The sequence below is a fragment of the Pseudomonas sp. B8(2017) genome, from assembly GCF_002113575.1.
In the GTDB taxonomy this organism is placed as follows: domain Bacteria; phylum Pseudomonadota; class Gammaproteobacteria; order Pseudomonadales; family Pseudomonadaceae; genus Aquipseudomonas; species Aquipseudomonas putida_Z.
The window spans coordinates 171,868-194,499 of record NZ_NEIO01000007.1 but is presented as its reverse complement, the minus strand read 5'-3'; the positions used below and the strand labels follow the sequence as shown (position 1 = coordinate 194,499).

Here is a 22,632-nt window from a genome sequence, read left to right as displayed (position 1 = left end):
AGGCCTGAAGACTGTGATAACCCTGTGGGAGCTGGCTTGCCGGCGATGGGGCGCGAAGCGGCCCCGGCTTCAACGCGGTATTACTGCGCTGCAGTCTCCTGCACCACGCGAATCACCCGCTGCGGGAACGGAATGTCGATCCCTTCAGCCTTCAATCGGTCGCGCGCATGCTCGTTGAGCATGAACATCACATCCCAGTAATCGGCAGTCTTGGTCCACAAGCGCAACGACACGGTGATCGAGCTGTCGCCCAGGGTCGCGACCACCGCCTGCGGCGCCGGGTCGGGCAGTACACGCGGGTCCTGCGCCAGCTCCAACAGCACGTTGCGGGCCTTCTGCAGGTCGGCCTCGTAGTCCACGCCCACATCGAACACCACCTTGCGCGTCGGCTGGCGGTTGGTGTTGGTGATGATGCCGTTGGACAGGCTGCCGTTGGGCATGATCACAGTCTTGTTGTCACCGGTGCGCAGCACGGTGTGGAAGATCTGGATGCTGTCGACGGTGCCAGCCACGCCTTGCGCCTCGATCCAGTCACCGATGCGGAACGGGCGGAACATCAGGATCAGCACACCGCCGGCGAAGTTCGCCAGGCTGCCCTGCAAAGCCAGGCCGATGGCCAGGCCCGCGGCACCGATGGCGGCAACGAACGAGGTGGTCTCGATACCGATCATCGATGCCACGCTGACGAACAGCAGCACTTTCAGCACGATATTCGACAGGGTGCTGATGAAGCCCTGCAGCGCCAGGTCGGCGTTGCGCAGGCCAACCAGCCTGCCCAGGCGGGCGCTGACCTTGTTGATGATCCACCAGCCGACCGCCAGGGTCAGCAGCGCCAGCAGCACACGGCTGCCGTATTCCATGATCAAGGGAATCCAGGTCTGGGATTGGCGGACCAGCTGATCGACTTCAGCGTTCAAATCCATATTCATCTCCTGATGCCGAGCGGCAAGTACACGGTAGAACAGGCCGCGCGCGATTGCGCAGCCCCGGCCCCCATGGACATCATTTCGCCATCGGGGTTCCGGGTGGTGCCCACATCAGTCGCGGAAGTTGTTGAACTGCAACGGCATGTCGAATTCCTTGGTACGCAGCAGGGCAATGGCTTCCTGCAGGTCGTCACGCTTTTTACCGGTAACGCGTACCTGTTCGCCCTGGATGGCGGCCTGCACTTTCAGCTTGCCATCCTTGATGGTGGCGACGATCTTCTTCGCCAGGTCCTTGTCGATGCCTTCGCGGAACTTGGCTTCCTGTTTCTTTTCCTTGCCCGAGGCGTACGGGTCCTTGGTTTCCAGGCACTTCACGTCGATCTTGCGCTTGACCAGCGCCAGGCGCAGGATTTCCAGCATCGCTTCGAGCTGGAACTCTTCCTCGGCGGTGAGCATCACGGTCTGCTCTTTGTCCTTGAACTCGAAGGTACCCTTGCCCTTGAGGTCGTAGCGGCGGTCCAGGTCCTTGATGGCGTTGTCGACCGCGTTCTGCACTTCGTGCTTGTCCAGTTCCGATACCACGTCGAACGAAGGCATGGTTGTTCTCCCAAAATAAAAGCGCGCTCAGGCTGAAGATGGAGCGCGCTGGGTTTGACGGTTAAAATGCGGGCTCATTATAACGGGTTGCGAAACGCATATGAGCAGCACCTGGCATATTCTCGGCGCCGGTAGCCTGGGCAGCCTGTGGGCTTGCCGCCTGGCGCGCGCGGGCAAGGCAGTACGCCTGATCCTGCGCGACGGGCAACGGCTGCAGGCCTACCAGCAGGCCGGCGGCCTTACCTTGGTCGAACAGGACCAGCCCCGCCACTACGCCATCCCCGCCGAAACCGCGCAGGCACACGGCCCGATCCACCGTCTGCTGGTGGCCTGCAAGGCCTACGACGCTGCCCCGGCCATTGCCGGCGTGGCAGCGCGCCTGGCCGAGGGCGCCGAGGTGGTGCTGCTGCAGAACGGTCTGGGCAGCCAGGACGAAGTCGCCGACCTGGTGCCCCACGCGCGCTGCATCTTCGCCTCCAGTACCGAAGGGGCGTTCCGCGAGGGTGACTGGCAGGTACGCTTTGCCGGCCACGGCTTCAACTGGCTGGGCGACCCACGCAACCCGACGATCCCGACCTGGTTCGATGACCTGCACGAGGCCGGCATACCCGCCGAATGGACGGTGGATATCCTCACCCGCCTGTGGCGCAAGCTGGCGCTCAATTGCGCCATCAACCCGCTGACCGTGCTGCACGACTGCCAGAACGGCGGGCTGCTAGGGCACCTGGGCGAAGTGGACGCCCTGTGCGTCGAGCTGGCCCAGCTGCTGCGCCGTTGTGGCCAGCCAGAAGCGGCAGACGGGCTGAACGAAGAAGTACAGCGGGTGATCCTTGCCACCGCAGCCAACTACTCTTCCATGTACCAGGATGTACGCGCTGGCCGGCGCACCGAGGTGCACTACCTGCTTGGCCACGCCTGCCGCGCCGCTGGCCGTCATGGCTTGCAGCTGCCACAGCTGGAACGCCTGCTGCAGCACCTGGTCGATAACCTGCGCGTGCGTGGTTTGCCCTGCGACTGACGCGACCCTTTCAACCGGATATGGACATTGCCTAGCCCATGACCTTGCGCCAACGCCTGGAAAACCTCCCGGTCGGGCAGAAGCTGCTGGCGGCCCTGCTGGTGTTGCTGGTGACCATCCTGCTGGTGGCCAACCTCACCTTCATCAGCGCCGCCTACTGGATCACCCAGGAAAGCATGGCGCCACAGGCGCTGCACACCATCGGCCGGCTGGTGGCCAACCCGCAACTGGCAGCCCGCGCCAGCGACAGCCCGGACACCGCCAGCGCCCTGCTCAAGGAACTGGACAGCTACACGCCGCTGCGCGCCGCCGCCGTCTACGGTGGCGATGGCCGCATACTGGCGCAACTGCAGCACGGCGAGCCGCTGGCGTTGCCCAGGCGTTTTCGCGACATCGACGGCTGGCGCCTGATGGAGTTTCGCAGCACCCAGCTGATCCGCATGCCACGTGACGCCAACCCGCCCGCGCATCTGCTGCTGGTGGCCAGCAGCGAACTGCCCACGGCTTTCTACACCGGCACCCTCAGCGCCAGCCTGGGTATCCTGGTGTTCAGCATCCTGCTGTGGATCGTCATCGCCCGGCAGATCAAACGCCTGATCACCCAGCCGATCAACCAGCTCGAAGAGCTCAGCCGCCAGGTCACCCGCGAAGAAAGCTATGCCCTGCGTGCGCATCGCGGCAACGACGACGAAATCGGCAGCCTGGCCGAAGCGTTCAACACCATGCTTTCGCGCATCGAGGCCCGCGAACAGCAGCTCAAGCGCACCCGCGACGAGTTCCAGGAGGCCTATGACCAGGCCCAGGGCCTGGCCGAGGAAACCCGCCATACCAACCGCAAGCTGGAGCTGGAAGTCCAGGTGCGCAGCAAGATCGAGAAGAAACTCACCGGCTTCCAGAATTACCTCAACAGCATCATCGACTCGATGCCTTCGGCGCTGATCGCCCTCGACGAACAGCTCTACGTGACCCAGTGGAATCACGAAGCCACGGTGCTTTCCGGCACGCCACTGGACGAAGCGCTGAACCAGCCGATCTTCATCGCCTTCGAACCGCTCAAACCGTTCCTGCCACAGCTGAAGGAAACCGTGGAAAAGCATCGGGTGGCGAAGATCGAGCGGGTCACCTGGCCCAAAGGCGACGACCTGCGCCACTACGCCCTGACCTTCTACCCGCTGACCGGTGGCGGCGGCCGTGGCGTGGTCATCCGTATCGACGACATCACCCAGCGCCTGTCGCTTGAGGAAATGATGGTGCAATCGGAGAAGATGCTTTCGGTCGGTGGCCTGGCCGCCGGCATGGCCCACGAGATCAACAACCCGCTAGGCGCGATCCTGCATAACGTGCAGAACATCCGCCGGCGCCTGTCACCCGAGTTGCCGCGCAACCAGGAGCAGGCCGAGGAACTGGGCATCGACCTGCCCACGGTCAACCGTTACCTGGAGAGTCGCGAAGTGCCGCTATTGCTCGACGGCATCCAGCAGGCCGGAGCGCGTGCGGCGAAGATCGTCACCCACATGCTCAGTTTCAGCCGCCGCAGCAACCGCCAGTTGGCGCCGTGCGACCTGCCGGCGCTGATCGATCAGGCGGTGGAGATTGCCGGCAACGACTTCGACCTGGCCATCGGCTTCGACTTCAAGGGCCAGGCCATCGTGCGCCAGTTCGACCCCGAACTGGGGCAGGTGCCGTGCACCGCCAACGAATTGGAGCAGGTGCTGCTCAACCTGCTGAAAAACGCCGCCCAGGCCATCCACCAGCGGCCGCAGCCGAGCGAGCCCGGGCGCATCACCCTGCGCACCCGCTTGAGCCCGCCATGGGCGGAAATCCAGGTCGAGGACAACGGCGTCGGCATGCCCGAGGGGGTGCGCAAACGCACCTTCGAGCCGTTCTTCACCACCAAGGAAATCGGCCAGGGCACCGGGCTGGGCCTGTCGGTCTCGTACTTCATCATCACCAACAACCACAAGGGGCAGATGGAAGTGCAATCCACGCCCGGCCAGGGTACCTGCTTCACCCTGCGCCTGCCCCTCGGCCAGCCGGCAGCGGTGGCGCCGGCCAAAACGGAGAAATGACATGGGTTACCGCCTGTCGAAGATCTACACCCGCACCGGCGACAAAGGCGAAACCGGCCTGGGCGACGGGCGTCGGGTGCCCAAGGACCACCCACGGATCGAGGCGATTGGCGAGGTGGACAGCCTGAACAGCCAGCTGGGTTTGCTGCTGGCGGGGCTGGCCGAACAAGGGTTGGATGAGGTGAGCGCAGTGTTGGCGCCGTGTCAGCACCGCCTGTTCGACTTGGGCGGTGAGCTGGCGATGCCCAGTTATCAGGCGTTGAACCTGGCGGAAGTGGAACGCCTGGAAGCAGCGATCGATGTGTGGAATGAAGAGCTGGGGCCGTTGAAGAACTTCATCTTGCCCAGTGGCTCGGCGCTGGTGGCACAGGCGCATGTGTGCCGGAGCCTGGCGCGCAGTGCGGAGCGGCGGTGCCAGCAGCTGAATGCGCTGGAGCCGTTGGCGGGGGTTGGGTTGGCGTATATCAACCGGCTTTCGGATCTGCTGTTCGTGGCGGCGCGGATCATTGGGCGGCGGCAGGGGGTGGCTGAGGTTTTGTGGCAACCTGCTGAAAAGCCGCTGGGCTGATATTTTTGGGGCTGCTGCGCAGCCCATCGCCGGCAAGCCAGCTCCCACAGAGCCCGGTCTGTGCTGCCTCTGTGGGAGCTGGCTTGCCGGCGATGGGCCGCAAAGCGGCCCCAATTACAGGCGACTCAGATCTCAGGCCAGAACGCCCGGATCCCGGCCACACCCTGTGCCCCCGCTTCCCAGGCCTGCTCGCGCTCACCCGGGCCTACCCCACCCAGCAGGTAGACCGGCTTGTTGAACCCGGCAATCAACCGCTGTGCCTCGTCCCACCCCAGCAGCACCGCCTCAGGGTGTGTCAGGGTTGCCTGCACCGGCGACAAGGTGACGAAGTCCACGCCCATCTGCTCCGCCAGCGCCAGCTCTTCGGCACTGTGGCAGGACGCCGCCAGCCAGCGCTCCTTGGGGAACGGCCGGCCGTTGGCGGCATACTTGCGCAGTTGTGCAGCCGTCAGGTGCCAACCCGCGGCTGGGAAGTCACCCAGCCACTCCAGCGGCCCCTTGAGCATCAACTGCGCCTTGCCCGCGCACAGGCCGACCGCATCCACCGCCACATCGCGGTACTTGGGGTCGTACATGTCCGGGGCACGCAACTGGATCAGGCGAATGCCGCTGGCCACCGCCTTCTGGATGCCCTTGAGCATCTGCGGCACTTCCAGGCCATCGGGGGTGATCAGGTACTGGTCCGGCAGGCGCGCGGCTGCAACGATCGGTTTATTGGCCTCGGGGAATTCGTACTGGGGCAAATCACGTGGGGCAACCCATTCCAGCGGCTGGCCCTCGGCGCCATGCGGCTCGCCGGTGAACGCCTCGACCTCGCGCACGTCCAGCAGCACCTGCTTGTCCGGGTAGTCGTGGCTGACCTTGATCAGCGCACGCGAACGGCTTACCTCGATGCCCAGCTCCTCGCGCAGCTCGCGGGCCAGCGCCGCCTCGACGCCCTCACCCTCTTCCACCTTGCCGCCCGGGAATTCCCACAGGCCGCCCTGGTGCTGGGTATCGGCACGCCGTGCGATCAGAATGCGGCCGTCAGTACCACGAATGACAGCGGCTACAACATGAATCCGTTTCACCCTTCACGCTCCGCCAGGCCAGCCTGCTGCCAGGCCTGGAAGGCCGGCCAATGGTAAATGGTTTCGATATAGGCCGCCGCCTCCGCAGGCACTTCCACGCGGTAGGTGCGCAGGCGTACGGCCACCGGGGCGAAGAAGGCATCGGCCAGGCTTGGCTTGCCGAACAGGAACGGGCCGCTGTCCTTGGCCACCAGGCGGCATTCGGACCACAGTGCAACGATACGGTCGATATCGATTTGAACCTCCAGCGGCACGCTGTCCAGCGCCTGGTCGCGCGACAGGTCGAACGGCATGGCACCGCGCAGGGCGAAGAAGCCGCTGTGCATCTGCGCGCAGGCCGAACGGGCCTGGGCCCGAGCCGCCACGTCGGCAGGCCACAGCTGGGCGTCGGGGTGGCGTTCGTTGAGGTATTCGGCAATGGCCAGCGAGTCGGCGATGACACCGTGCTCGGTCTTGAGCAGCGGTACCTTGCCGGTGGCAGAGAAGGCGAGGATGCGCTGACGGGTGTCAGGCTGGTTGAGTTTGATCAGTGTTTCTTCGTAAGGCACGCCAGCCAGCTCGAGGGCCAGGGCGCCACGCAGCGACCAGGAGGAATACAGCTTGTCGCCGATGATCAGGTGATAGCTCATGGTTCGGCTCCATCGTTTGGGAATTTTGGGGCTGCTTTGCAGCCCTTTCGCGACACAAGGCCGCTCCCACATGGGGCGGTGTACGCAGGTCCTTGTGGGAGCGGCCTTGTGTCGCGATGGGCCGCAACGCGGCCCCAATTACATCAGGTACGGTACTCGGCGTTGATCTTCACGTACTCGTGGGACAGGTCGGTGGTCCAGATGGTTTCGCTGCACTGGCCACGGCCCAACTCGATGCGGATGGTGATCTCTTCCTGGGCCATTACCTTGGCGCCCTGGTCTTCGGTGTAGCTCGGGCTGCGGCCGCCTTTGCTGGCAATGCACACGCTGTCCAGGTACACATCGATCAGGCTCACATCCAGCTCCGGTACGCCGGCACGGCCAACGGCGGCGAGGATACGGCCCCAGTTGGGGTCGGAAGCGAACAGCGCGGTCTTGATCAGTGGCGAGTGGGCCACGGCGTAGCCGACGTCCAGGCACTCCTGGTGGTTGCCACCGCCGTTGACCTGCACGGTAACGAACTTGGTGGCGCCTTCGCCGTCACGGACGATGGCCTGGGCCACTTCCATGCACACTTCGAACACCGCCTTCTTCAGCGCTTCGAACAATGCGCCGCTGGCTTCGGTGACTTCCGGCAGGTTGGCCTTGCCGGTGGCGATCAGCATGCAGCAGTCGTTGGTCGAGGTGTCGCCATCGATGGTGATGCGGTTGAACGACTTGTTGGCGCCGTCCAGCATCAGGTCCTTGAGTACCGCCGGGGCAACCTTGGCGTCGGTGGCGATGTAGCCGAGCATGGTAGCCATGTTCGGACGAATCATGCCTGCACCCTTGCTGATGCCGGTGACGGTAACGGTCACGCCATCGTGCTGGAACTGGCGGCTGGCACCCTTGGGCAGGGTGTCGGTGGTCATGATGCCGGTGGCGGCTTCGGCCCAGTGGTTTTCCGACAGGTTGTCGAGGGCGGCCTGCAGCGCGCCTTCGATCTTCTCGACCGGCAGCGGCTCGCCGATTACGCCGGTGGAGAACGGCAGTACCGACTCGGCCGGTACGCCAGCCAGTTCGGCCAGCTTGGCGCAGGTGCGCTCGGCGGCGGCCAGGCCTGGCGCGCCGGTGCCGGCGTTGGCGTTACCGGTGTTGGTCAGCAGGTAGCGCACGGTGCCCTGCACACGCTGCTTGGACAGGATCACCGGCGCTGCGCAGAAGGCGTTGAGGGTGAACACGCCAGCCACGCTGGAGCCTTCGGCGCAGCGCATGACCACCACATCCTTGCGCCCCGGGCGCTTGATGCCGGCAGAAGCGATGCCGAGTTCAAAACCCGGAACCGGGTGCAGGGTGGGCAAAGGACCAAGACCAACAGCCATTAGAGCGCTCCTAGAAAATACGGTTGATATCGAAAAACGGGGCCGCTTCGCGCCCCATCGCGACACAAGGCCGCTCCCACATAGGACGGCGCAGCGTTGCGGCTGTGCGCTATCCCTGTGGGAGCGGCCTTGTGTCGCGATAGGGCCGCACCGCGGCCCCAATTCAGGTCAGATCACTCGATCTGCCCGTGGCAATGCTTGAACTTCTTGCCCGAACCACACCAGCACGGCTCGTTGCGGCCCAGCTTCTGCTCGTTGCGCACCGGTGCCGAGGCGACGGCCACTTCGGCGCCCTCCTCGTTCAGTTGCTCGCTTTCCAGGCCCGGGGCAGCGGCATGCTGGAACTGCATGCGGCTGGCCAGTTCCTCGGCCTCGCGGCGCAGGCGGGCTTCCTCTTCGACCGGGTCTTCGCGGCGTACCTGAACGTGCGACAGCACACGGATGGTGTCGCGCTTGATCGACTCGAGCAGCTCCTGGAACAGGCTGAAGGATTCGCGCTTGTACTCCTGCTTCGGGTTCTTCTGCGCATAACCACGCAGGTGGATACCGTGACGCAGGTGGTCCATGGTCGACAGGTGGTCTTTCCACAGGTCATCCAGCACGCGCAGCAGGATCTGCTTCTCGAAGGTACGCAGGGCTTCGATACCGGCCTGGTCTTCCTTCTCGGTGTACGCGGTGGTGATTTCGTTCAGCAGCTTCTCGCGCAGGGTCTCTTCGTAGAGGTGATCGTCCTCGTCGAGCCACTGCTGGATCGGCAGCTTCATGGCGAAATCGCTGGCAAGCGAAGCTTCCAGACCGGCCACATCCCACTGCTCTGGCAGCGACTGCGGCGGAATGTGCTGGCTGATGGTAGCGTCCAGTACTTCCTTGCGGAATTCGACGATGGTGTCGCCAATGTTCTCGGCGGCCAGCAGGCTGTTGCGCATGTGGTAGATCACCTTGCGCTGCTCGTTGGCCACGTCGTCGTATTCCAGCAACTGCTTGCGGATGTCGAAGTTGCGGCCTTCGACCTTGCGCTGGGCCTTCTCGATGGCGTTGGTGACCATGCGGTGCTCGATGGCCTCGCCGGACTGCATGCCCAGCGCCTTCATGAAGTTCTTCACCCGGTCAGAGGCGAAGATACGCATCAGGCTGTCTTCCAGCGACAGGTAGAAGCGGCTGGAGCCCGGGTCGCCCTGACGGCCGGAACGGCCACGCAGCTGGTTGTCGATACGGCGCGATTCGTGGCGCTCGGAAGCGATCACGTGCAGGCCACCCGTCTCGATCACCTGCTGGTGACGCTTCTGCCAGTCGGCCTTGATCTGGGCGATCTGCTCGGCGGTCGGGTTTTCCAGGGCAGCCACTTCGGCTTCCCAGTTACCGCCCAGCAGGATGTCGGTACCACGGCCGGCCATGTTGGTGGCGATGGTAAGGGCACCTGGCGCACCTGCTTGCGCGATGATCTCGGCTTCCTTCTCGTGGTACTTGGCGTTGAGCACCTTGTGGTCGATACCTTCCTTCTTCAGGAGGTTGGACATGTGCTCGGAGGTTTCGATGGTCGCAGTACCCACCAGCACCGGGCGGCCCTGCTTCATGCTTTCCTTGATGTCGGCGATGATCGCGGCGTATTTCTCGTCGGCGGTCAGGTACACCAGGTCATTGAAGTCTTTACGCGCCAACGGCTTGTTCGGCGGAATGACCATCACGTTGAGCCCGTAGATCGACTGGAACTCGAACGCTTCGGTGTCGGCGGTACCGGTCATGCCGGACAGCTTGGTGTAGAGGCGGAAGTAGTTCTGGAAGGTGGTCGAAGCCAGGGTCTGGCTCTCGGCCTGGATGTTCAGGTTCTCTTTGGCTTCGATGGCCTGGTGCAGGCCTTCGGACAGACGACGGCCCGGCATGGTACGGCCGGTGTGCTCGTCGATCAGCAGGACCTGGCCGTCCTGGACGATGTATTCGATGTTGCGGTGGAACAGCTTGTGCGCGCGCAGGCCGGCGTAGACGTGGGTCAGCAGGCTCAGGTTATGCGCCGAGTACAGGCTCTCGCCCTCGGCCAGCAGGCCGGACTGGGTGAGCATCTCTTCGATGAACTGGTGACCGGCTTCGTTCAGCTCGACCTGACGGCTCTTCTCGTCGATGGTGAAGTGGCCTTCCTGGGTGACCTGGCCCTCGACCTCTTCGATGTGCTGGGTAAGGCGCGGGATCAGACGGTTGATCTCGATGTACAGCTTGGAGCTGTCCTCGGCCTGACCGGAGATGATCAGCGGGGTACGCGCTTCGTCGATGAGGATGGAGTCGACTTCGTCGATCACGGCGAAGTTCAGTTCACGCTGGAACTTCTCGTCCTGGCTGAACGCCATGTTGTCGCGCAGGTAGTCGAAACCGAATTCGTTGTTGGTGCCGTAGGTGATGTCGGACGCGTAGGCGGCGCGCTTTTCTTCCGGCGGCTGGAAGGCCGAGACGATGCCGACCGACAGGCCGAGGAACTCGTACAGCGGGCGCATCCAGTTGGCGTCGCGGCGGGCCAGGTAGTCGTTGACGGTGACCACGTGCACGCCCTTGCCAGACAATGCGTTGAGGTACACGGCCAGGGTACCGACCAAGGTCTTGCCTTCACCGGTACGCATTTCTGCGATCATGCCCTCGTGCAGGGTCATGCCACCGATCAGCTGCACGTCGAAGTGGCGCATGCCCATCACGCGCTTGCCGGCCTCACGGGCCACGGCGAAGGCTTCAGGCAGCAACTGGTCCAGTGTCTCGCCTTTGGCCAGGCGCTCCTTGAACTCTGCGGTCTTGCCCCGCAGTTGCTCGTCGGAGAGGGCCACCATCTTCTCTTCGAGAGCATTGACGATGTTCACCGTCTTGAGCATGCGTTTGACTTCACGCTCGTTCTTGCTTCCAAAAAGTTTCTTTAACAAAGGCGCAAACATATCGGCAGGATCTTCCACACGTAGGGATGGAGGGCGGCCCCATGAGTCGCCCGTGCAGCCCTGAGGCCGCATGCGAACGAGCATTCTACCCGGAAACGATGGTGAGGAAAGTGGTGGATTTCCACGATGCTTGTACAGCGTTTTGGCGGGGGCTTGTTTTAGATAGGGGCATTTTCCCTGAGTTCAAGGTTCGGGAAGATGAAACGTATCGAGAATGAGTCTTGTCCTTGGTTGCCTGCACGGGCCTCTTCGCGGGCTTGCCCGCTCCCACAGGATCACCACAGGTCTCAAGTGTTGCGAAATACCTGTGGGAGCGGGCAAGCCCGCGAAGAGGCCGGTGCAGGCTACAAGAGGTGTTAAACTGCCGATCTTGTAACCTCATGCACATACCCATGGCCTACAAACCCTCCCCCGCCCAGCCGCCCTCGGCCCTGCTCCGCCAGGTCCGCCCGCTGCGCCTGCTGCTGAACCAGGCCGAACGCCTGGAGCACCTGCAGCGCCTGCTGGAAAGCCAGCTGCAACCAGCCGCCCGCGAGCACTGCCATGTGGCGTCGTGGCGCGATGGCACATTGTTGCTGGTGGTAACCGACGGCCACTGGGCAACCCGCCTGCGCTATCAGCAGAAACGCCTGATGTCGGCATTACAGGCCATGGAGGCGTTCGCCAACCTCAGGCGCATCCAGTACAAGGTCCAGCCCCCGCTGGTGCCAGCCAAGCGTGGTGGCCATGCTGCAGAACTGTCCAATAACGCAGCCGAGAGCCTGCGCGATACCGCCGAGGGCATCACTGACCCCAAGCTGCGCGCAGCACTGGAAAGGCTGGCAGCTCACGCCCAGGACAAGCGCTGACACCTTCGGGACTGCTGCGCAGTCCATTCGCGGGCACGCCCGCTCCCACAGGGTGCCCACTGCCTCTGGAGCGGCGCAGGACCTGTGGGAGCGGGCGTGCCCGCGAATGGCCGGACCTGCCGGGCAAAATGCGTCAGCCATAAAAAAGGCCACCCGAAGGTGGCCTTAATGAACTAGAGAGTGTTCGAACTTACACGGCCGCAACAGGGCGCATGTACGAGATCGGTGCCGTGCTGGCATCTTCGAAGGTGACCACTTCCCAGGCATCGGTTTCGGCAATCAGCTTGCGCAACAGCTGGTTGTTCAGCGCGTGGCCGGACTTGTAGCCCTTGAACTCGCCGATCAGGCTGTTGCCCAGCAGGTAAAGGTCGCCAATGGCGTCGAGGATCTTGTGCTTGACGAATTCGTCATCGGAACGAAGGCCGTCTTCGTTGAGCACACCGGTCTCGTCGACCACGATGGCGTTCTCGACACTGCCACCCAGCGCAAGGTTGTGCTTGCGCAGGTACTCGATGTCACGCATGAAACCGAAGGTACGGGCGCGACTGACTTCCTTCACGAACGAGGTGCTGGAGAAGTCGACGACCGCACTCTGGGTCTGGCCCTTGAGGACCGGATGATCGAAGTCGATCTCGAAGCTCACCTTGAAACCGTCGAAAGGCAGGAAAGTGGCGCGCTTGTCGCCCTCTTCCACGGTTACCTCACGCAGGATGCGGATGAACTTCTTGGCTGCGTCCTGTTCTTCCAGGCCGGCAGACTGAATCAGAAATACAAAGGGTCCGGCGCTGCCATCCATGATCGGCACTTCCGAGGCGGAGAGCTCGACGTAGGCGTTATCGATGCCCAGGCCCGCCATGGCGGAGAGCAGGTGCTCGACCGTATCGACCTTGACGTCACCGTTGACCAGCGTCGTCGACATAGTTGTCTCGCCGACGTTGGCCGCGCGCGCCGGGATTTCGACCACAGGGTCGAGGTCGGCGCGGCGGAAGACGATGCCGGTGTCAACAGGTGCAGGCTTGAGGGTCAGGTAAACCTTCTCCCCGGAGTGCAGACCGACACCTGTGGCACGGATGGTATTCTTCAGGGTGCGTTGTTTAATCATGGCATTGGCCGCTTCAGCGCAAATTGCGAACAGGTATCAACAAAGGCTGGGGATGATAACAGACCCAACCTTTGATGAATACCAATCACCTTTATAGCCCTGATAAATTCCATTAATCAGCCTGACGACGCAGGAATGCCGGGATATCGAGGTAGTCCAGGTCATCCTGAGGGTTCAGTTTAGCGGCTGCAGCAGCACCTGCATGGGCCTGGTTGCGCATTACGGTCGGGCGCTCCAGGTCACGGTAGTTGACCGCAGGCTGCTCCTGGCGAACCGGAGCCGGGTTGGAAGCCTCATATGCCTGCTGGGCAGTCTGCAGGGTGTTGTCGACCACCTTCACAGGCTTCTCGATGCGCGCGCCCAGGCCGGTGGCCACTACGGTCACGTGCAGCTCGTCACGCATGTCCGGGTCGATCACGGTGCCGACCTTGACCATGGCGTGGTCGGAGGCGAAGGCTTCGATGATGCTACCCACGTCGGAGTACTCGCCCAGCGACAGGTCAGGGCCTGCGGTGATGTTCACCAGGATGCCGCGGGCGCCCTGCAGGTTGACGTCTTCCAGCAGCGGGTTGCGGATCGCTGCCTCGGTGGCTTCACGCGCACGGTTCGGGCCGCTGGCGCAGCCAGTACCCATCATGGCCATGCCCATTTCACCCATCACGGTACGCACGTCGGCGAAGTCGACGTTGATCATGCCCGGGCGCTTGATGATATCGGAGATACCGCGCACGGCACCGGCCAGTACGTCGTCGGCCTTGGCGAAGGCGGACAGCAGGCTGGCATCCTTGCCCAGGATGGTCAGCAGCTTCTCGTTGGGGATGGTGATCAACGAGTCGACGCTTTCGGCCAGCATGCGGATGCCTTCATCGGCGATCTGCATGCGCTTGCGGCCTTCGAACGGGAACGGACGGGTCACCACGGCAACGGTGAGAATGCCCATTTCCTTGGCCACTTCGGCGATGATCGGCGCTGCACCGGTACCGGTACCGCCGCCCATGCCAGTGGTGATGAACACCATGTTGGTGCCCTGCAGCACTTCAGCGATGCGCTCACGGTCTTCCAGCGCGGCCTGGCGGCCGACTTCCGGATTGGCACCGGCACCCAGGCCCTTGGTCACGCCAGTGCCCAATTGCAGGATGGTGCGCGCGCCGATGTTCTTCAGCGCCTGAGCATCGGTGTTGGCGCAGATGAATTCCACGCCTTCGATGCTGCTCTTGACCATGTGGTTGACGGCGTTGCCGCCACCACCGCCAACACCGATCACTTTGATGACCGGGCTTTGCGGGACGTTGTCTACGAGCTCGAACATTTTCCCTCTCCTTACAGTTCTCTAGTTGTCGCGCCTACCACTACTGCTTTGAAACTTAGAAATTGCCCTGGACCCAGCGCTTGAAGCGTTCAAGCACTGGAGCCTTCGGTTCATCGCCATAGCTGTTGTTGCTGCTGTTACCGGTCAGGGGCAGGTCTTCGGTCTGCTTCTGCAGGCCGTAGGTGAGCAAGCCCACGCCGGTGGAATAGATCGGGTTGCGAACCACGTCGCTGAGCCCCCGAACGCTGTGCGGCACGCCCAGGCGTACCGGCATGTGGAAGATTTCCTCGGCCAGTTCCACGGCGCCTTCCATCTTGGCGGTGCCACCGGTGAGGACGATGCCGGCCGGCACCAGGTCCTCGTAGCCGCTGCGGCGCAGTTCGGCCTGGATCAGGGTGAAGAGCTCGTCGTAACGTGGCTCCACCACCTCGGCCAGGGCCTGGCGCGACAGCTCGCGCGGTGGGCGATCACCCACGCTTGGCACCTTGATGGTCTCGCCAGCGCCAGCCAGTTTGGCCAGGGCGCAGGCGTAGCGGATCTTGATTTCTTCGGCGTACTGGGTCGGGGTACGCAGGGCCATGGCGATGTCGTTGGTCACCTGGTCGCCGGCAATCGGGATCACCGCGGTGTGACGGATCGCGCCCTCGGTGAAGATGGCGATGTCGGTGGTGCCACCACCGATGTCCACCAGGCACACGCCCAGCTCTTTTTCATCGTCGGTCAGCACCGAGTAGGCCGAGGCCAGCTGCTCGAGGATGATGTCGTCGATTTCCAGGCCGCAGCGGCGTACGCATTTTTCGATGTTCTGCGCCGCGTTGACCGCGCATGTGACCACGTGGACCTTGGCTTCCAGACGTACGCCAGACATGCCCAGCGGCTCGCGCACGCCTTCCTGGTTGTCGATCACGTAGTCCTGCGGCAGGGTGTGCAGCACGCGCTGGTCAGCCGGGATGGCAACGGCCTGGGCGGCGTCGAGTACGCGCTCCAGGTCGGCCAGGCTGACCTCGCGGTCGCGGATGGCGACGATGCCGTGGGAGTTCAGGCTGCGGATGTGATTGCCGGCCACGCCGACGAAGGCCGAGTGGATGCGGCAGCCGGCCATCAGCTGCGCTTCTTCCACGGCGCGCTGGATCGACTGCACGGTGGACTCGATGTTCACCACCACGCCTTTTTTCAGGCCGCGGGACGGATGGGTACCGATCCCGACGATTTCCAGGGTGCCGTCCTCGCCCACTTCACCCACCAGCGCCACCACCTTGGAGGTGCCGATGTCCAGCCCGACGATCATTTTGCCGCTATGCGCGTTTGCCATGGTCCTGCCTCTCTCTAATTCTTCGCAACGGCGGGTTGGGCCGTCGTCGGTGCAATCGGTTCCCGCCAACCAACGGCAAGTCCGTTGGAGTAACGCAGATCAATGCGGGCGATAGTGCTGATCTGGTCTTTGAGTGTCTTGTCGTAAATGGCAATGAAACGGCGCATCTTCTCCACCAGATGGTCGCGCCCCAGCAGCAGCTCGATGCCCGGCCCGGCGCTGCTCGCGCCCGTGGTCAGGAACCAGCTGCCTCGCTCGCGCAGCTCCAGGCGAGCGATGGAAAAGCCCAGGGGGCGCAGCATCTGGCTCAATACCTGATACTGCTGCATCACTTGTTGCTGAGCACGCTGCGGCCCGGCCAGCTGCGGCAGGTGCTCGTAGTTGGCCAGTTCGCGCGGGGTGAAGGCCTGGCCCTGGTTGTTGAGCAAGGCTTCGTCACCCCAGCGCGCCACCGGCAACTGTTCTTCCAGGCGGATCACCACCTCGTCGGGCCACACCCGGCGCACTTCGGCGTGGGCGATCCACGGCATCTGCTCGAGCTCTGCGCGCATCGCCGGCAGGTCGACACTGAAGAAGCTCGCTGCCACGTAGGGCGCGATACGCTGCTGTACCGACTGCTGGCTGATGTAGCTGAGGTCGCCCTGCACGTCGATCTTGGTGATCGGCCGGTCGGCGTACGGCATCAGCCGAATGGCGCCCTCGTAGGCGCCAAACCCGGCCGCCACCAGCAGCACCGGCCACAGCAGGCGCTTGAGACCACCCAGGCTTGGCCGCGGCAGGCGCGCCGATACGGGCTCGTCGGCCACCAGCCGGCTGGCACCACGCGGCACCGGCTTGCTACGGCCGGTAACGGGTTGCTGCTGACGTATCATCGCGCCTTGCATGGTTGTTAACCTCGCGTCGCCACGCTTTCGGCCAGGATCGCCAGCACCAGTTGCTGGAAGTCCAGGCCGGCCGCGCGGGCCGCCATGGGCACCAGGCTATGGTCGGTCATGCCGGGTGCGGTGTTGACTTCGAGCAGCCAGAACCGGCCCTGCTCGTCCTGCATCACGTCCAGCCGCCCCCAGCCTTCGATGCCGATGGCATCGCAGGCGCGCGCGGTCAGGTCGATCAGTTCCTGTTCCTTGACGCTGTCCAGGCCGCACGGAATGCGGTACTGGGTATCGTTGGCGATGTACTTGGCGTCGTAGTCGTAGAACACGTGCGGCGTACCCAGGGCGATCGGCGGCAGCACCTGGCCGCGCAGTACCGCGACGGTGAACTCCGGCCCGTGGATCCACTGCTCCACCAGTACCTGGGAATCGTATCGGGCGGCATCCTGCCAGGCGGCGACCAGTTCCTGGGCGCTGTTCACCTTGGCCATGCCGATGCTGGAACCTTCATGGGCGGGTTTGACGATAAGCGGGAAGCCCAGTTCCGTACTGGCCTGCAAACAATCGCTTTCGCTCGCCAGCACCGCGTGGCGCGGGGTCGGAATGCCCAGGCTCTGCCACACCTGCTTGGTGCGCAGCTTGTCCATGGCCAGTGCCGAGGCAAGGATGCCACTGCCGGTGTAGGGGATGCCCAGGCACTCGAGCAGGCCTTGCATGCTGCCGTCTTCACCGCCACGACCGTGGAGGATGATGAAGGCGCGATCGATCTTCTCGCTTTGCAGGCGGTCGAGCAGGTCGTCACCCACGTCGATGGCGACCACGTCGACACCGGCGGTGGTCAGCGCGTCGATCACTGCGGCGCCGGACTTGAGCGACACTTCGCGCTCGGCGCTCTTGCCGCCGTACAGCACCGCGACGCGGCCGAACGCCTTGACGTCCAGGGTCGAGTGCAGTTTGTCGTAGGCGCTGGTCATTTCGACTTCTCCTGCTTGGCGCCAGCGAACAGCGGGCTTTTCATCAATTGAGGGGCCAGGCCGCCGACATCACCGGCACCCTGGCAGATCAGGATGTCGCCAGCGCGCAGCAGTGGCTTGACCAGCGGCGCCAGGTCGACGCCACGCTCGATGTAGATCGGGTCCAGCTTGCCGCGCTGGCGGATGCTGTGGCACAGCTGGCGGCTGTCGGCGCCGGGGATCGGCTCTTCGCCGGCCGGGTAGACCTCCATCAGCAGCAGCACGTTGGCATCGCCCAGCACCTGGACGAAATCGTCGTACAGGTCGCGGGTACGGCTGTAGCGGTGCGGCTGGTAGACGATCACCAGGCGACGGCTTGGCCAACCGCCGCGCACGGCCTGGATAACCGCAGCCACTTCGGTCGGGTGGTGGCCGTAATCGTCGACCAGCATCACGCTGCCGCCTTCGACCGGCAGTTCGCCGTACACCTGGAAGCGGCGGCCGACGCCCTGGAAGCCGGACAGGCCCTGGACGATGGCTTCGTCGGTGATGCCTTCGTCGGTGGCGATGGCGATGGTGGCCAAGGCATTGAGCACGTTGTGGTTGCCGGGCATGTTCACCGACACCTCCAGCGGCTCGCGGTCGCGGCGCAGCACGGTGAAGTGGGTCTGCATGCCCATCTGGCGCACGTTGATGGCGCGGATGTCGGCCTCGTCGCTGAAGCCATAGGTCACGGTCGGGCGCTTGACCTGTGGCAGGATCTCGCGCACTACCGGGTCGTCCAGGCACATCACGGCCAGGCCATAGAACGGCAGGTTGTGCAGGAACTCGACGAAGGTTTTCTTCAGTTTGTTGAAGTCACCTTCGTAGGTCGCCATGTGGTCGGCGTCGATGTTTGTGACCACGGCTACCATCGGTTGCAGGTGCAGGAAGCTGGCATCGCTCTCGTCCGCTTCGGCAATCAGGTAGCGGCTGGTACCCAACTGGGCATTGGTGCCGGCCGCGGTCAGGCGGCCACCGATGACGAAGGTCGGGTCCAGGCCGCCAGCGGCGAACACCGAGGCCAGCAGGCTGGTAGTGGTGGTCTTGCCGTGGGTGCCGGCAACGGCCACGCCATGGCGATAGCGCATCAGCTCGGCGAGCATCTCGGCACGCGGCACCACCGGAATGCGCCGCTCGAGGGCGGTTGCGACTTCCGGGTTGGCCGGGTTGATGGCGCTGGACACCACCAGCACATCGGCGGTGGCGGCGTTCTCGGCGCGGTGGCCGACGAAGATCTCGGCGCCGAACGATTCCAGGCGCTCGGTGACCGGGGAGGCCTTCAGGTCGGAACCGGACACTTCATAGCCCAGGTTCAGCAACACTTCGGCAATGCCGCACATGCCCACGCCGCCGATACCGACGAAGTGGATACGGCGGATACGGCCCATCTTCGGCTGAGGCATGGCTTTCTGGCTCTCAACCATGGGCCACCTCCAGGCAGATATCGACCACGGTGCTGGTTGCGGCAGGTTTGGCCAGGCGCCGTGCGGTGCCTGCCATGACGTTGAGTTTCTCGGGTTGCATCAGCACCTCGTTCAGGCGTTCAGCGAGCTGCGCTGCGCCAGTTGTCGCTTGTGGCATCAGGAAGGCAGCGCCTTCCCGGGCCAGATATTGGGCGTTGTGGGTCTGGTGGTCGTCGATCGCGTGGGGCAATGGCACCAGCATCGAAGGCAGGCCCGCTGCCGCCAGCTCGCTGACGGTCAGGGCGCCGGCCCGGCACACCACAATGTCGGCCCAGCCATAGGCTTGGGCCATGTCCTTGATGAAGGGCTCTACCTGAGCCTCGACGCCCGCCTCGTGATAACGCTCGGCGGTGGCCGGCGCGTGTTGCTTGCCGGCCTGGTGGAATACCTCTGGCCGCAGCGCGGCGGGCACTTCGGACAGGGCCTTAGGCAACAATTTGTTCAATGGTTCCGAACCCAGGCTGCCGCCCATCACCAGCAGGCGCGCACGGCGCTCGGCCAGGGGCGCGCGCAGGGCGTCCATGAACAGTTCCGGGCGCACCGGGTTGCCGGTGGTGCGCAGTTTGTCGCTGGCGGCGAAGGTGGCCGGGAAGGCTTCGCACACACGCGCAGCCAACGGCAGCAGCAAGCGGTTGGTGGTACCGGCGCGGGCGTTCTGCTCGTGGATCACCAGCGGTACGCCGCACAGGCGTGCGGCCACGCCGCCGGGGCCAGTCACATAACCACCGAAGCCGACCACGCATACCGGCTTGAGCTCACGCACGATACGCCGCGCCTGCAACACGGCCTTGACCAGGGTGAACGGTGCCTTGAGCAACGACAGCTTGCTCTTGCCGCGCAGGCCACTGACCTGGATCAGGTGCAGCGGCAGGCCGGCCTGGGGCACCAGTTCATTCTCGATACCGCGCGGGGTGCCCAGCCAGTGCACGCTGTAGCCGCGCGCCTGGAATTCACGGGCGCAGGCCAGGGCCGGGAACACGTGGCCCCCGGTGCCGCCCGCCATGATCAGTACGTTCTTGCCGTCAGCGGCCATGATTGGTCTCCTCGGCAAAATCGCTTTCGCTGAATTCGTGCTCCTCACTGCCCAGGTGCGTGCGGCTTTCCCACTCGATACGCAGCAACAGGCCCACACAGGCACAGCAGATCACCAGCGAACTGCCCCCGTAGCTGAGGAACGGCAGGGTCAGGCCCTTGGTCGGCAGCAGGCCGACGTTCACACCGATGTTGATCAGGAACTGGCCGATCCACAGGAAGGCCAGGCCGAAGGCAACATAAGCGGCAAAGAACTGCCTGGCTTTTTCTGCCCACAGGCCGATATACAGGGCACGCACAGTCACGAATACGAACAGCGCGATAGTCAGCAGCGAGCCGACCACCCCGAGTTCTTCGGCCAGTACCGAGAACACGAAGTCGGTGTGCGCTTCAGGCAGGTAGAACTGCTTCTGCACGCTGTTGCCCAGGCCAACGCCCAGCCACTCGCCACGGCCGAAGGCAATCAGCGCCTGGGTCAGCTGGTAGCCCGAGCCGAACTGGTCGGACCACGGGTCGGTAAAGGTAATCAGGCGCGCCATCCGGTAAGGCTGCGCCTGTACCAGGACGAACACCGCGACCACCGCCAACACCACCATCAGGCTGAAGCGGAACAGCCCCACCCCGCCGAGGAACAGCATGGCCGCCGCCGCGCCCATCATCACCACGGTGGCACCGAAGTCCGGCTCCATCAGCAGCAGGGCAGCCATGGGCAGCAGCACGATGAACGGCTTGAAGAAGCCCATCCAGGTTTCGCGTACCTCGGTCTGCCGGCGCACCAGGTAGCCGGCCAGGTAGACGACCACGAACACCTTGGCAATTTCCGAAGGCTGCACGTTGAAGAAGCTGAAGCCGATCCAGCGCATGGAGCCGTTCACTTCGCGGCCGATACCCGGCACCAGCACCAGTACCAGCAGGCCGAAGGCACCCAGCAGCATCATGAAGCCCATGCGCTGCCAGGTGGCGATCGGTACCAGCATGGTGGCGCCACAGGCGACCAGGCCGAGGAACACGTACACCAGGTGGCGGAACATGTGGTAAAGCGGGTTGCCCGACTGCACCGCAGCCACTTCCGAGGACGCCGAGGTGATCATCACCAGGCCCAGGCCCAGCAATGCCAGGCAGCCGGCAAGCATCGCGAAGTCCAGGTCGATGCCACGGCCGCTGATCAGCGGCGACGGATAGGGCTTGAGGATGCCGAAGATCATGCAAGGCCTCCCGCTGCCTGGGCGAACAGGCGCCCGCGTTCTTCGAAGTTCTTGAACATGTCGAGGCTGGCGCACGCCGGCGACAGCAGCACGGCATCACCCGCCTGGGCCAGTTCGGCGCATTGCTGCACGGCGTCGTCGAGGGTCTTCACGCGGACCAGTTGCACGCCATCGCCCAGGGCTTCGGCCAGGCGCTCGGCATCACGGCCAAGCAGTACCACGGCACGGCAGAAGCGCTTGACCGGCTCGCGCAGCGCGGCGAAGTCGGCGCCCTTGCCATCGCCACCGGCGATCAGCACCAGCTTGCCTTCGATGTCGGCACCCAGGCCTTCGATGGCGGCCAGGGCAGCACCAACGTTGGTGGCCTTGGAATCGTCGTACCAGTTAACGCCGTTACGCTCGCGCACCCACTGGCAACGGTGGGCCAGGCCGCCGAACTCGCGCAGTGCCTCGAGCATCGGTTCGAACGGCAGGCCGGCAGCATGCCCCAGGGCCAGTGCCGCCAGGGCGTTGCTCTGGTTGTGGGCGCCACGAATCTTCAGCTCACGCGCCGGCATCAGCGCCTGGAACTCGAACGCCAGGTATTTCTCGCCGTCCACTTCGCGCAGGCCGAAGGCCTTGAAGTCCGGCTGGTTGAGGCCGAAGGTCCAGCATGGGCGGCCTTCCACCGGCAGCGGCCGGCTCAGGGCGTCCTGGCGGTTGACCACGACCTGGCGGGCACCACGGAAGATCCGGTGCTTGGCCAGGTGGTAGGCCGGCAGGCCGCTGTAGCGGTCCATGTGGTCTTCGCTGATGTTCAGCACGGTGGCCACTTCGGCGTTGAGCTGGTCGGTGGTTTCCAGCTGGAAGCTGGACAGTTCCAGCACGTACAGCTCGACGTCATCGGCCAGCAGGTCCAGCGCCGGGGTACCGAGGTTGCCGCCCACCGCCACGCGCTTGCCCGCCTTGGCGGCCATTTCGCCAACCAGGGTGGTGACGGTGCTCTTGGCGTTGGAGCCGCTGATGGCAATGATCGGAGCCTTGGCGTGGCGGGCGAACAGTTCGATGTCACCGGACAGCTTCACGCCACGCGCGGCCGCCTGCTGCAGGGCCGGGGTGGCCAGGGCCAGGCCGGGGCTGACGTACAGCTCGTTGGCGCGGCACAGGAAGTCCACGTCCAGTTCACCACAGCGCACTTCCACCTGCGGGTAATCACGGCGCAGGGTGTCCAGTTCCGGCGGTTGCTCGCGGGTGTCGGCGACCGCAAAGGCAATGCCCCGGCTCGCCAGGAAGCGAACCAGGGACATGCCGCTCTTGCCGAGGCCGACAACGATGCGGAATTGGTCGGAAGCGATCAGGGACACGCTC

At 64.2% G+C, this 22,632-nt stretch carries 19 protein-coding genes; 4 read left to right on the top strand and 15 right to left on the bottom strand.

What is annotated here, in order from left to right:
• Window positions 1-80: 80 nt before the first annotated feature.
• Together CAG22_RS13580 and CAG22_RS13575 are read right to left on the bottom strand one after the other, a co-directional pair.
• Window positions 81-923 (bottom strand): mechanosensitive ion channel family protein, encoded by an 843-nt coding sequence (locus tag CAG22_RS13580; protein ID WP_084785263.1) that lies wholly within the window; start codon window positions 921-923, stop codon window positions 81-83.
• Between the two features lie 114 nt (window positions 924-1,037).
• Window positions 1,038-1,523 (bottom strand): YajQ family cyclic di-GMP-binding protein, encoded by a 486-nt coding sequence (locus CAG22_RS13575; RefSeq protein ID WP_016713577.1) that lies wholly within the window; start codon window positions 1,521-1,523, stop codon window positions 1,038-1,040.
• A gap of 100 nt (window positions 1,524-1,623) precedes the next feature.
• Here CAG22_RS13575 and CAG22_RS13570 point away from each other — a divergent pair, with 100 nt between their 5' ends.
• Genes CAG22_RS13570 through CAG22_RS13560 form a run of 3 tightly spaced genes read left to right on the top strand, consistent with a single transcriptional unit; the run spans window position 1,624 to window position 5,178 of the window.
• Window positions 1,624-2,541, top strand: a complete 918-nt coding sequence (locus tag CAG22_RS13570; protein ID WP_085692174.1) for a putative 2-dehydropantoate 2-reductase — start codon at window positions 1,624-1,626, stop codon at window positions 2,539-2,541.
• Window positions 2,542-2,579: 38 nt separating this feature from the next.
• On the top strand, window positions 2,580-4,610 hold the full coding sequence (locus CAG22_RS13565; RefSeq protein ID WP_085705601.1) for an ATP-binding protein: 2,031 nt from the start codon (window positions 2,580-2,582) through the stop codon (window positions 4,608-4,610).
• Window position 4,611: 1 nt separating this feature from the next.
• On the top strand, window positions 4,612-5,178 hold the full coding sequence (locus CAG22_RS13560) for a cob(I)yrinic acid a,c-diamide adenosyltransferase (protein WP_085592121.1): 567 nt from the start codon (window positions 4,612-4,614) through the stop codon (window positions 5,176-5,178).
• Window positions 5,179-5,303: 125 nt separating this feature from the next.
• Here the strand turns inward: CAG22_RS13560 and CAG22_RS13555 are convergent, their stop codons facing one another.
• From CAG22_RS13555 to secA, 4 genes are all read right to left on the bottom strand, one after another.
• Window positions 5,304-6,248, bottom strand: a complete 945-nt coding sequence (locus CAG22_RS13555) for a Nudix family hydrolase (RefSeq protein WP_085692176.1) — start codon at window positions 6,246-6,248, stop codon at window positions 5,304-5,306.
• Window positions 6,245-6,877, bottom strand: coding sequence for a glutathione S-transferase family protein (locus tag CAG22_RS13550; protein WP_025340541.1), 633 nt, complete (start codon window positions 6,875-6,877; stop codon window positions 6,245-6,247). The genes CAG22_RS13555 and CAG22_RS13550 overlap by 4 nt, the downstream gene beginning before the upstream one ends.
• 143 nt (window positions 6,878-7,020) lie before the next feature.
• On the bottom strand, window positions 7,021-8,238 hold the full coding sequence (gene argJ / locus CAG22_RS13545) for a bifunctional glutamate N-acetyltransferase/amino-acid acetyltransferase ArgJ (RefSeq protein ID WP_023662147.1): 1,218 nt from the start codon (window positions 8,236-8,238) through the stop codon (window positions 7,021-7,023).
• A 173-nt stretch (window positions 8,239-8,411) separates the two neighbouring features.
• A complete protein-coding gene (secA, locus tag CAG22_RS13540) occupies window positions 8,412-11,147 on the bottom strand; it encodes a preprotein translocase subunit SecA (protein WP_075046258.1) in 2,736 nt (911 codons plus the stop codon).
• A gap of 392 nt (window positions 11,148-11,539) precedes the next feature.
• Here secA and CAG22_RS13530 point away from each other — a divergent pair, with 392 nt between their 5' ends.
• Window positions 11,540-11,995 (top strand): DUF721 domain-containing protein, encoded by a 456-nt coding sequence (locus tag CAG22_RS13530; RefSeq protein ID WP_085592128.1) that lies wholly within the window; start codon window positions 11,540-11,542, stop codon window positions 11,993-11,995.
• 190 nt (window positions 11,996-12,185) lie between these two features.
• On the opposite strand, the gene lpxC is transcribed toward CAG22_RS13530, so the two are convergent.
• The 9 genes from lpxC to murD form a co-directional block, all read right to left on the bottom strand.
• Window positions 12,186-13,097 carry a UDP-3-O-acyl-N-acetylglucosamine deacetylase gene (gene lpxC, locus CAG22_RS13525; protein ID WP_003260771.1) on the bottom strand — a complete coding sequence of 304 codons (912 nt, stop codon included), beginning with the start codon at window positions 13,095-13,097 and terminating at the stop codon, window positions 12,186-12,188.
• A gap of 112 nt (window positions 13,098-13,209) precedes the next feature.
• Window positions 13,210-14,406, bottom strand: a complete 1,197-nt coding sequence (ftsZ, locus tag CAG22_RS13520; RefSeq protein ID WP_003251871.1) for a cell division protein FtsZ — start codon at window positions 14,404-14,406, stop codon at window positions 13,210-13,212.
• Between the two features lie 55 nt (window positions 14,407-14,461).
• Entirely contained in the window at window positions 14,462-15,718 is a 1,257-nt protein-coding gene (gene ftsA, locus CAG22_RS13515) for a cell division protein FtsA (RefSeq protein WP_015271706.1), read from the bottom strand.
• 14 nt (window positions 15,719-15,732) lie between these two features.
• On the bottom strand, window positions 15,733-16,602 hold the full coding sequence (locus CAG22_RS13510; protein ID WP_025340544.1) for a cell division protein FtsQ/DivIB: 870 nt from the start codon (window positions 16,600-16,602) through the stop codon (window positions 15,733-15,735).
• Window positions 16,603-16,607: 5 nt separating this feature from the next.
• Window positions 16,608-17,564, bottom strand: a complete 957-nt coding sequence (locus CAG22_RS13505; RefSeq protein WP_015271707.1) for a D-alanine--D-alanine ligase — start codon at window positions 17,562-17,564, stop codon at window positions 16,608-16,610.
• Window positions 17,561-19,009, bottom strand: a complete 1,449-nt coding sequence (gene murC, locus CAG22_RS13500; protein ID WP_013974110.1) for a UDP-N-acetylmuramate--L-alanine ligase — start codon at window positions 19,007-19,009, stop codon at window positions 17,561-17,563. Before murC ends, CAG22_RS13505 begins: the two co-directional genes overlap by 4 nt.
• Window positions 19,002-20,081 carry an undecaprenyldiphospho-muramoylpentapeptide beta-N-acetylglucosaminyltransferase gene (gene murG / locus CAG22_RS13495; protein ID WP_085592134.1) on the bottom strand — a complete coding sequence of 360 codons (1,080 nt, stop codon included), beginning with the start codon at window positions 20,079-20,081 and terminating at the stop codon, window positions 19,002-19,004. Before murG ends, murC begins: the two co-directional genes overlap by 8 nt.
• On the bottom strand, window positions 20,071-21,285 hold the full coding sequence (gene ftsW, locus CAG22_RS13490) for a putative lipid II flippase FtsW (RefSeq protein ID WP_085705600.1): 1,215 nt from the start codon (window positions 21,283-21,285) through the stop codon (window positions 20,071-20,073). Before ftsW ends, murG begins: the two co-directional genes overlap by 11 nt.
• Window positions 21,282-22,628, bottom strand: coding sequence for a UDP-N-acetylmuramoyl-L-alanine--D-glutamate ligase (murD, locus tag CAG22_RS13485; RefSeq protein WP_039613069.1), 1,347 nt, complete (start codon window positions 22,626-22,628; stop codon window positions 21,282-21,284). The genes ftsW and murD overlap by 4 nt, the downstream gene beginning before the upstream one ends.
• Between the last annotated feature and the right edge of the window lie 4 nt (window positions 22,629-22,632).

What these genes read in the sequence shown, in the direction of transcription:
- CAG22_RS13580 (WP_084785263.1), bottom strand. Translation starts at nt 923, where the DNA reads ATGGATTTGAACGCTGAAGTCGATCAGCTGGTCCGCCAATCCCAGACC.
- CAG22_RS13575 (WP_016713577.1), bottom strand. Translation starts at nt 1,523, where the DNA reads ATGCCTTCGTTCGACGTGGTATCGGAACTGGACAAGCACGAAGTGCAG.
- CAG22_RS13570 (WP_085692174.1), top strand. Translation starts at nt 1,624, where the DNA reads ATGAGCAGCACCTGGCATATTCTCGGCGCCGGTAGCCTGGGCAGCCTG.
- CAG22_RS13565 (WP_085705601.1), top strand. Translation starts at nt 2,580, where the DNA reads ATGACCTTGCGCCAACGCCTGGAAAACCTCCCGGTCGGGCAGAAGCTG.
- CAG22_RS13560 (WP_085592121.1), top strand. Translation starts at nt 4,612, where the DNA reads ATGGGTTACCGCCTGTCGAAGATCTACACCCGCACCGGCGACAAAGGC.
- CAG22_RS13550 (WP_025340541.1), bottom strand. Translation starts at nt 6,877, where the DNA reads ATGAGCTATCACCTGATCATCGGCGACAAGCTGTATTCCTCCTGGTCG.
- argJ (WP_023662147.1), bottom strand. Translation starts at nt 8,238, where the DNA reads ATGGCTGTTGGTCTTGGTCCTTTGCCCACCCTGCACCCGGTTCCGGGT.
- secA (WP_075046258.1), bottom strand. Translation starts at nt 11,147, where the DNA reads ATGTTTGCGCCTTTGTTAAAGAAACTTTTTGGAAGCAAGAACGAGCGT.
- CAG22_RS13530 (WP_085592128.1), top strand. Translation starts at nt 11,540, where the DNA reads ATGGCCTACAAACCCTCCCCCGCCCAGCCGCCCTCGGCCCTGCTCCGC.
- lpxC (WP_003260771.1), bottom strand. Translation starts at nt 13,097, where the DNA reads ATGATTAAACAACGCACCCTGAAGAATACCATCCGTGCCACAGGTGTC.
- ftsZ (WP_003251871.1), bottom strand. Translation starts at nt 14,406, where the DNA reads ATGTTCGAGCTCGTAGACAACGTCCCGCAAAGCCCGGTCATCAAAGTG.
- ftsA (WP_015271706.1), bottom strand. Translation starts at nt 15,718, where the DNA reads ATGGCAAACGCGCATAGCGGCAAAATGATCGTCGGGCTGGACATCGGC.
- CAG22_RS13510 (WP_025340544.1), bottom strand. Translation starts at nt 16,602, where the DNA reads ATGCAAGGCGCGATGATACGTCAGCAGCAACCCGTTACCGGCCGTAGC.
- CAG22_RS13505 (WP_015271707.1), bottom strand. Translation starts at nt 17,564, where the DNA reads ATGACCAGCGCCTACGACAAACTGCACTCGACCCTGGACGTCAAGGCG.
- murC (WP_013974110.1), bottom strand. Translation starts at nt 19,009, where the DNA reads ATGGTTGAGAGCCAGAAAGCCATGCCTCAGCCGAAGATGGGCCGTATC.
- murG (WP_085592134.1), bottom strand. Translation starts at nt 20,081, where the DNA reads ATGGCCGCTGACGGCAAGAACGTACTGATCATGGCGGGCGGCACCGGG.
- ftsW (WP_085705600.1), bottom strand. Translation starts at nt 21,285, where the DNA reads ATGATCTTCGGCATCCTCAAGCCCTATCCGTCGCCGCTGATCAGCGGC.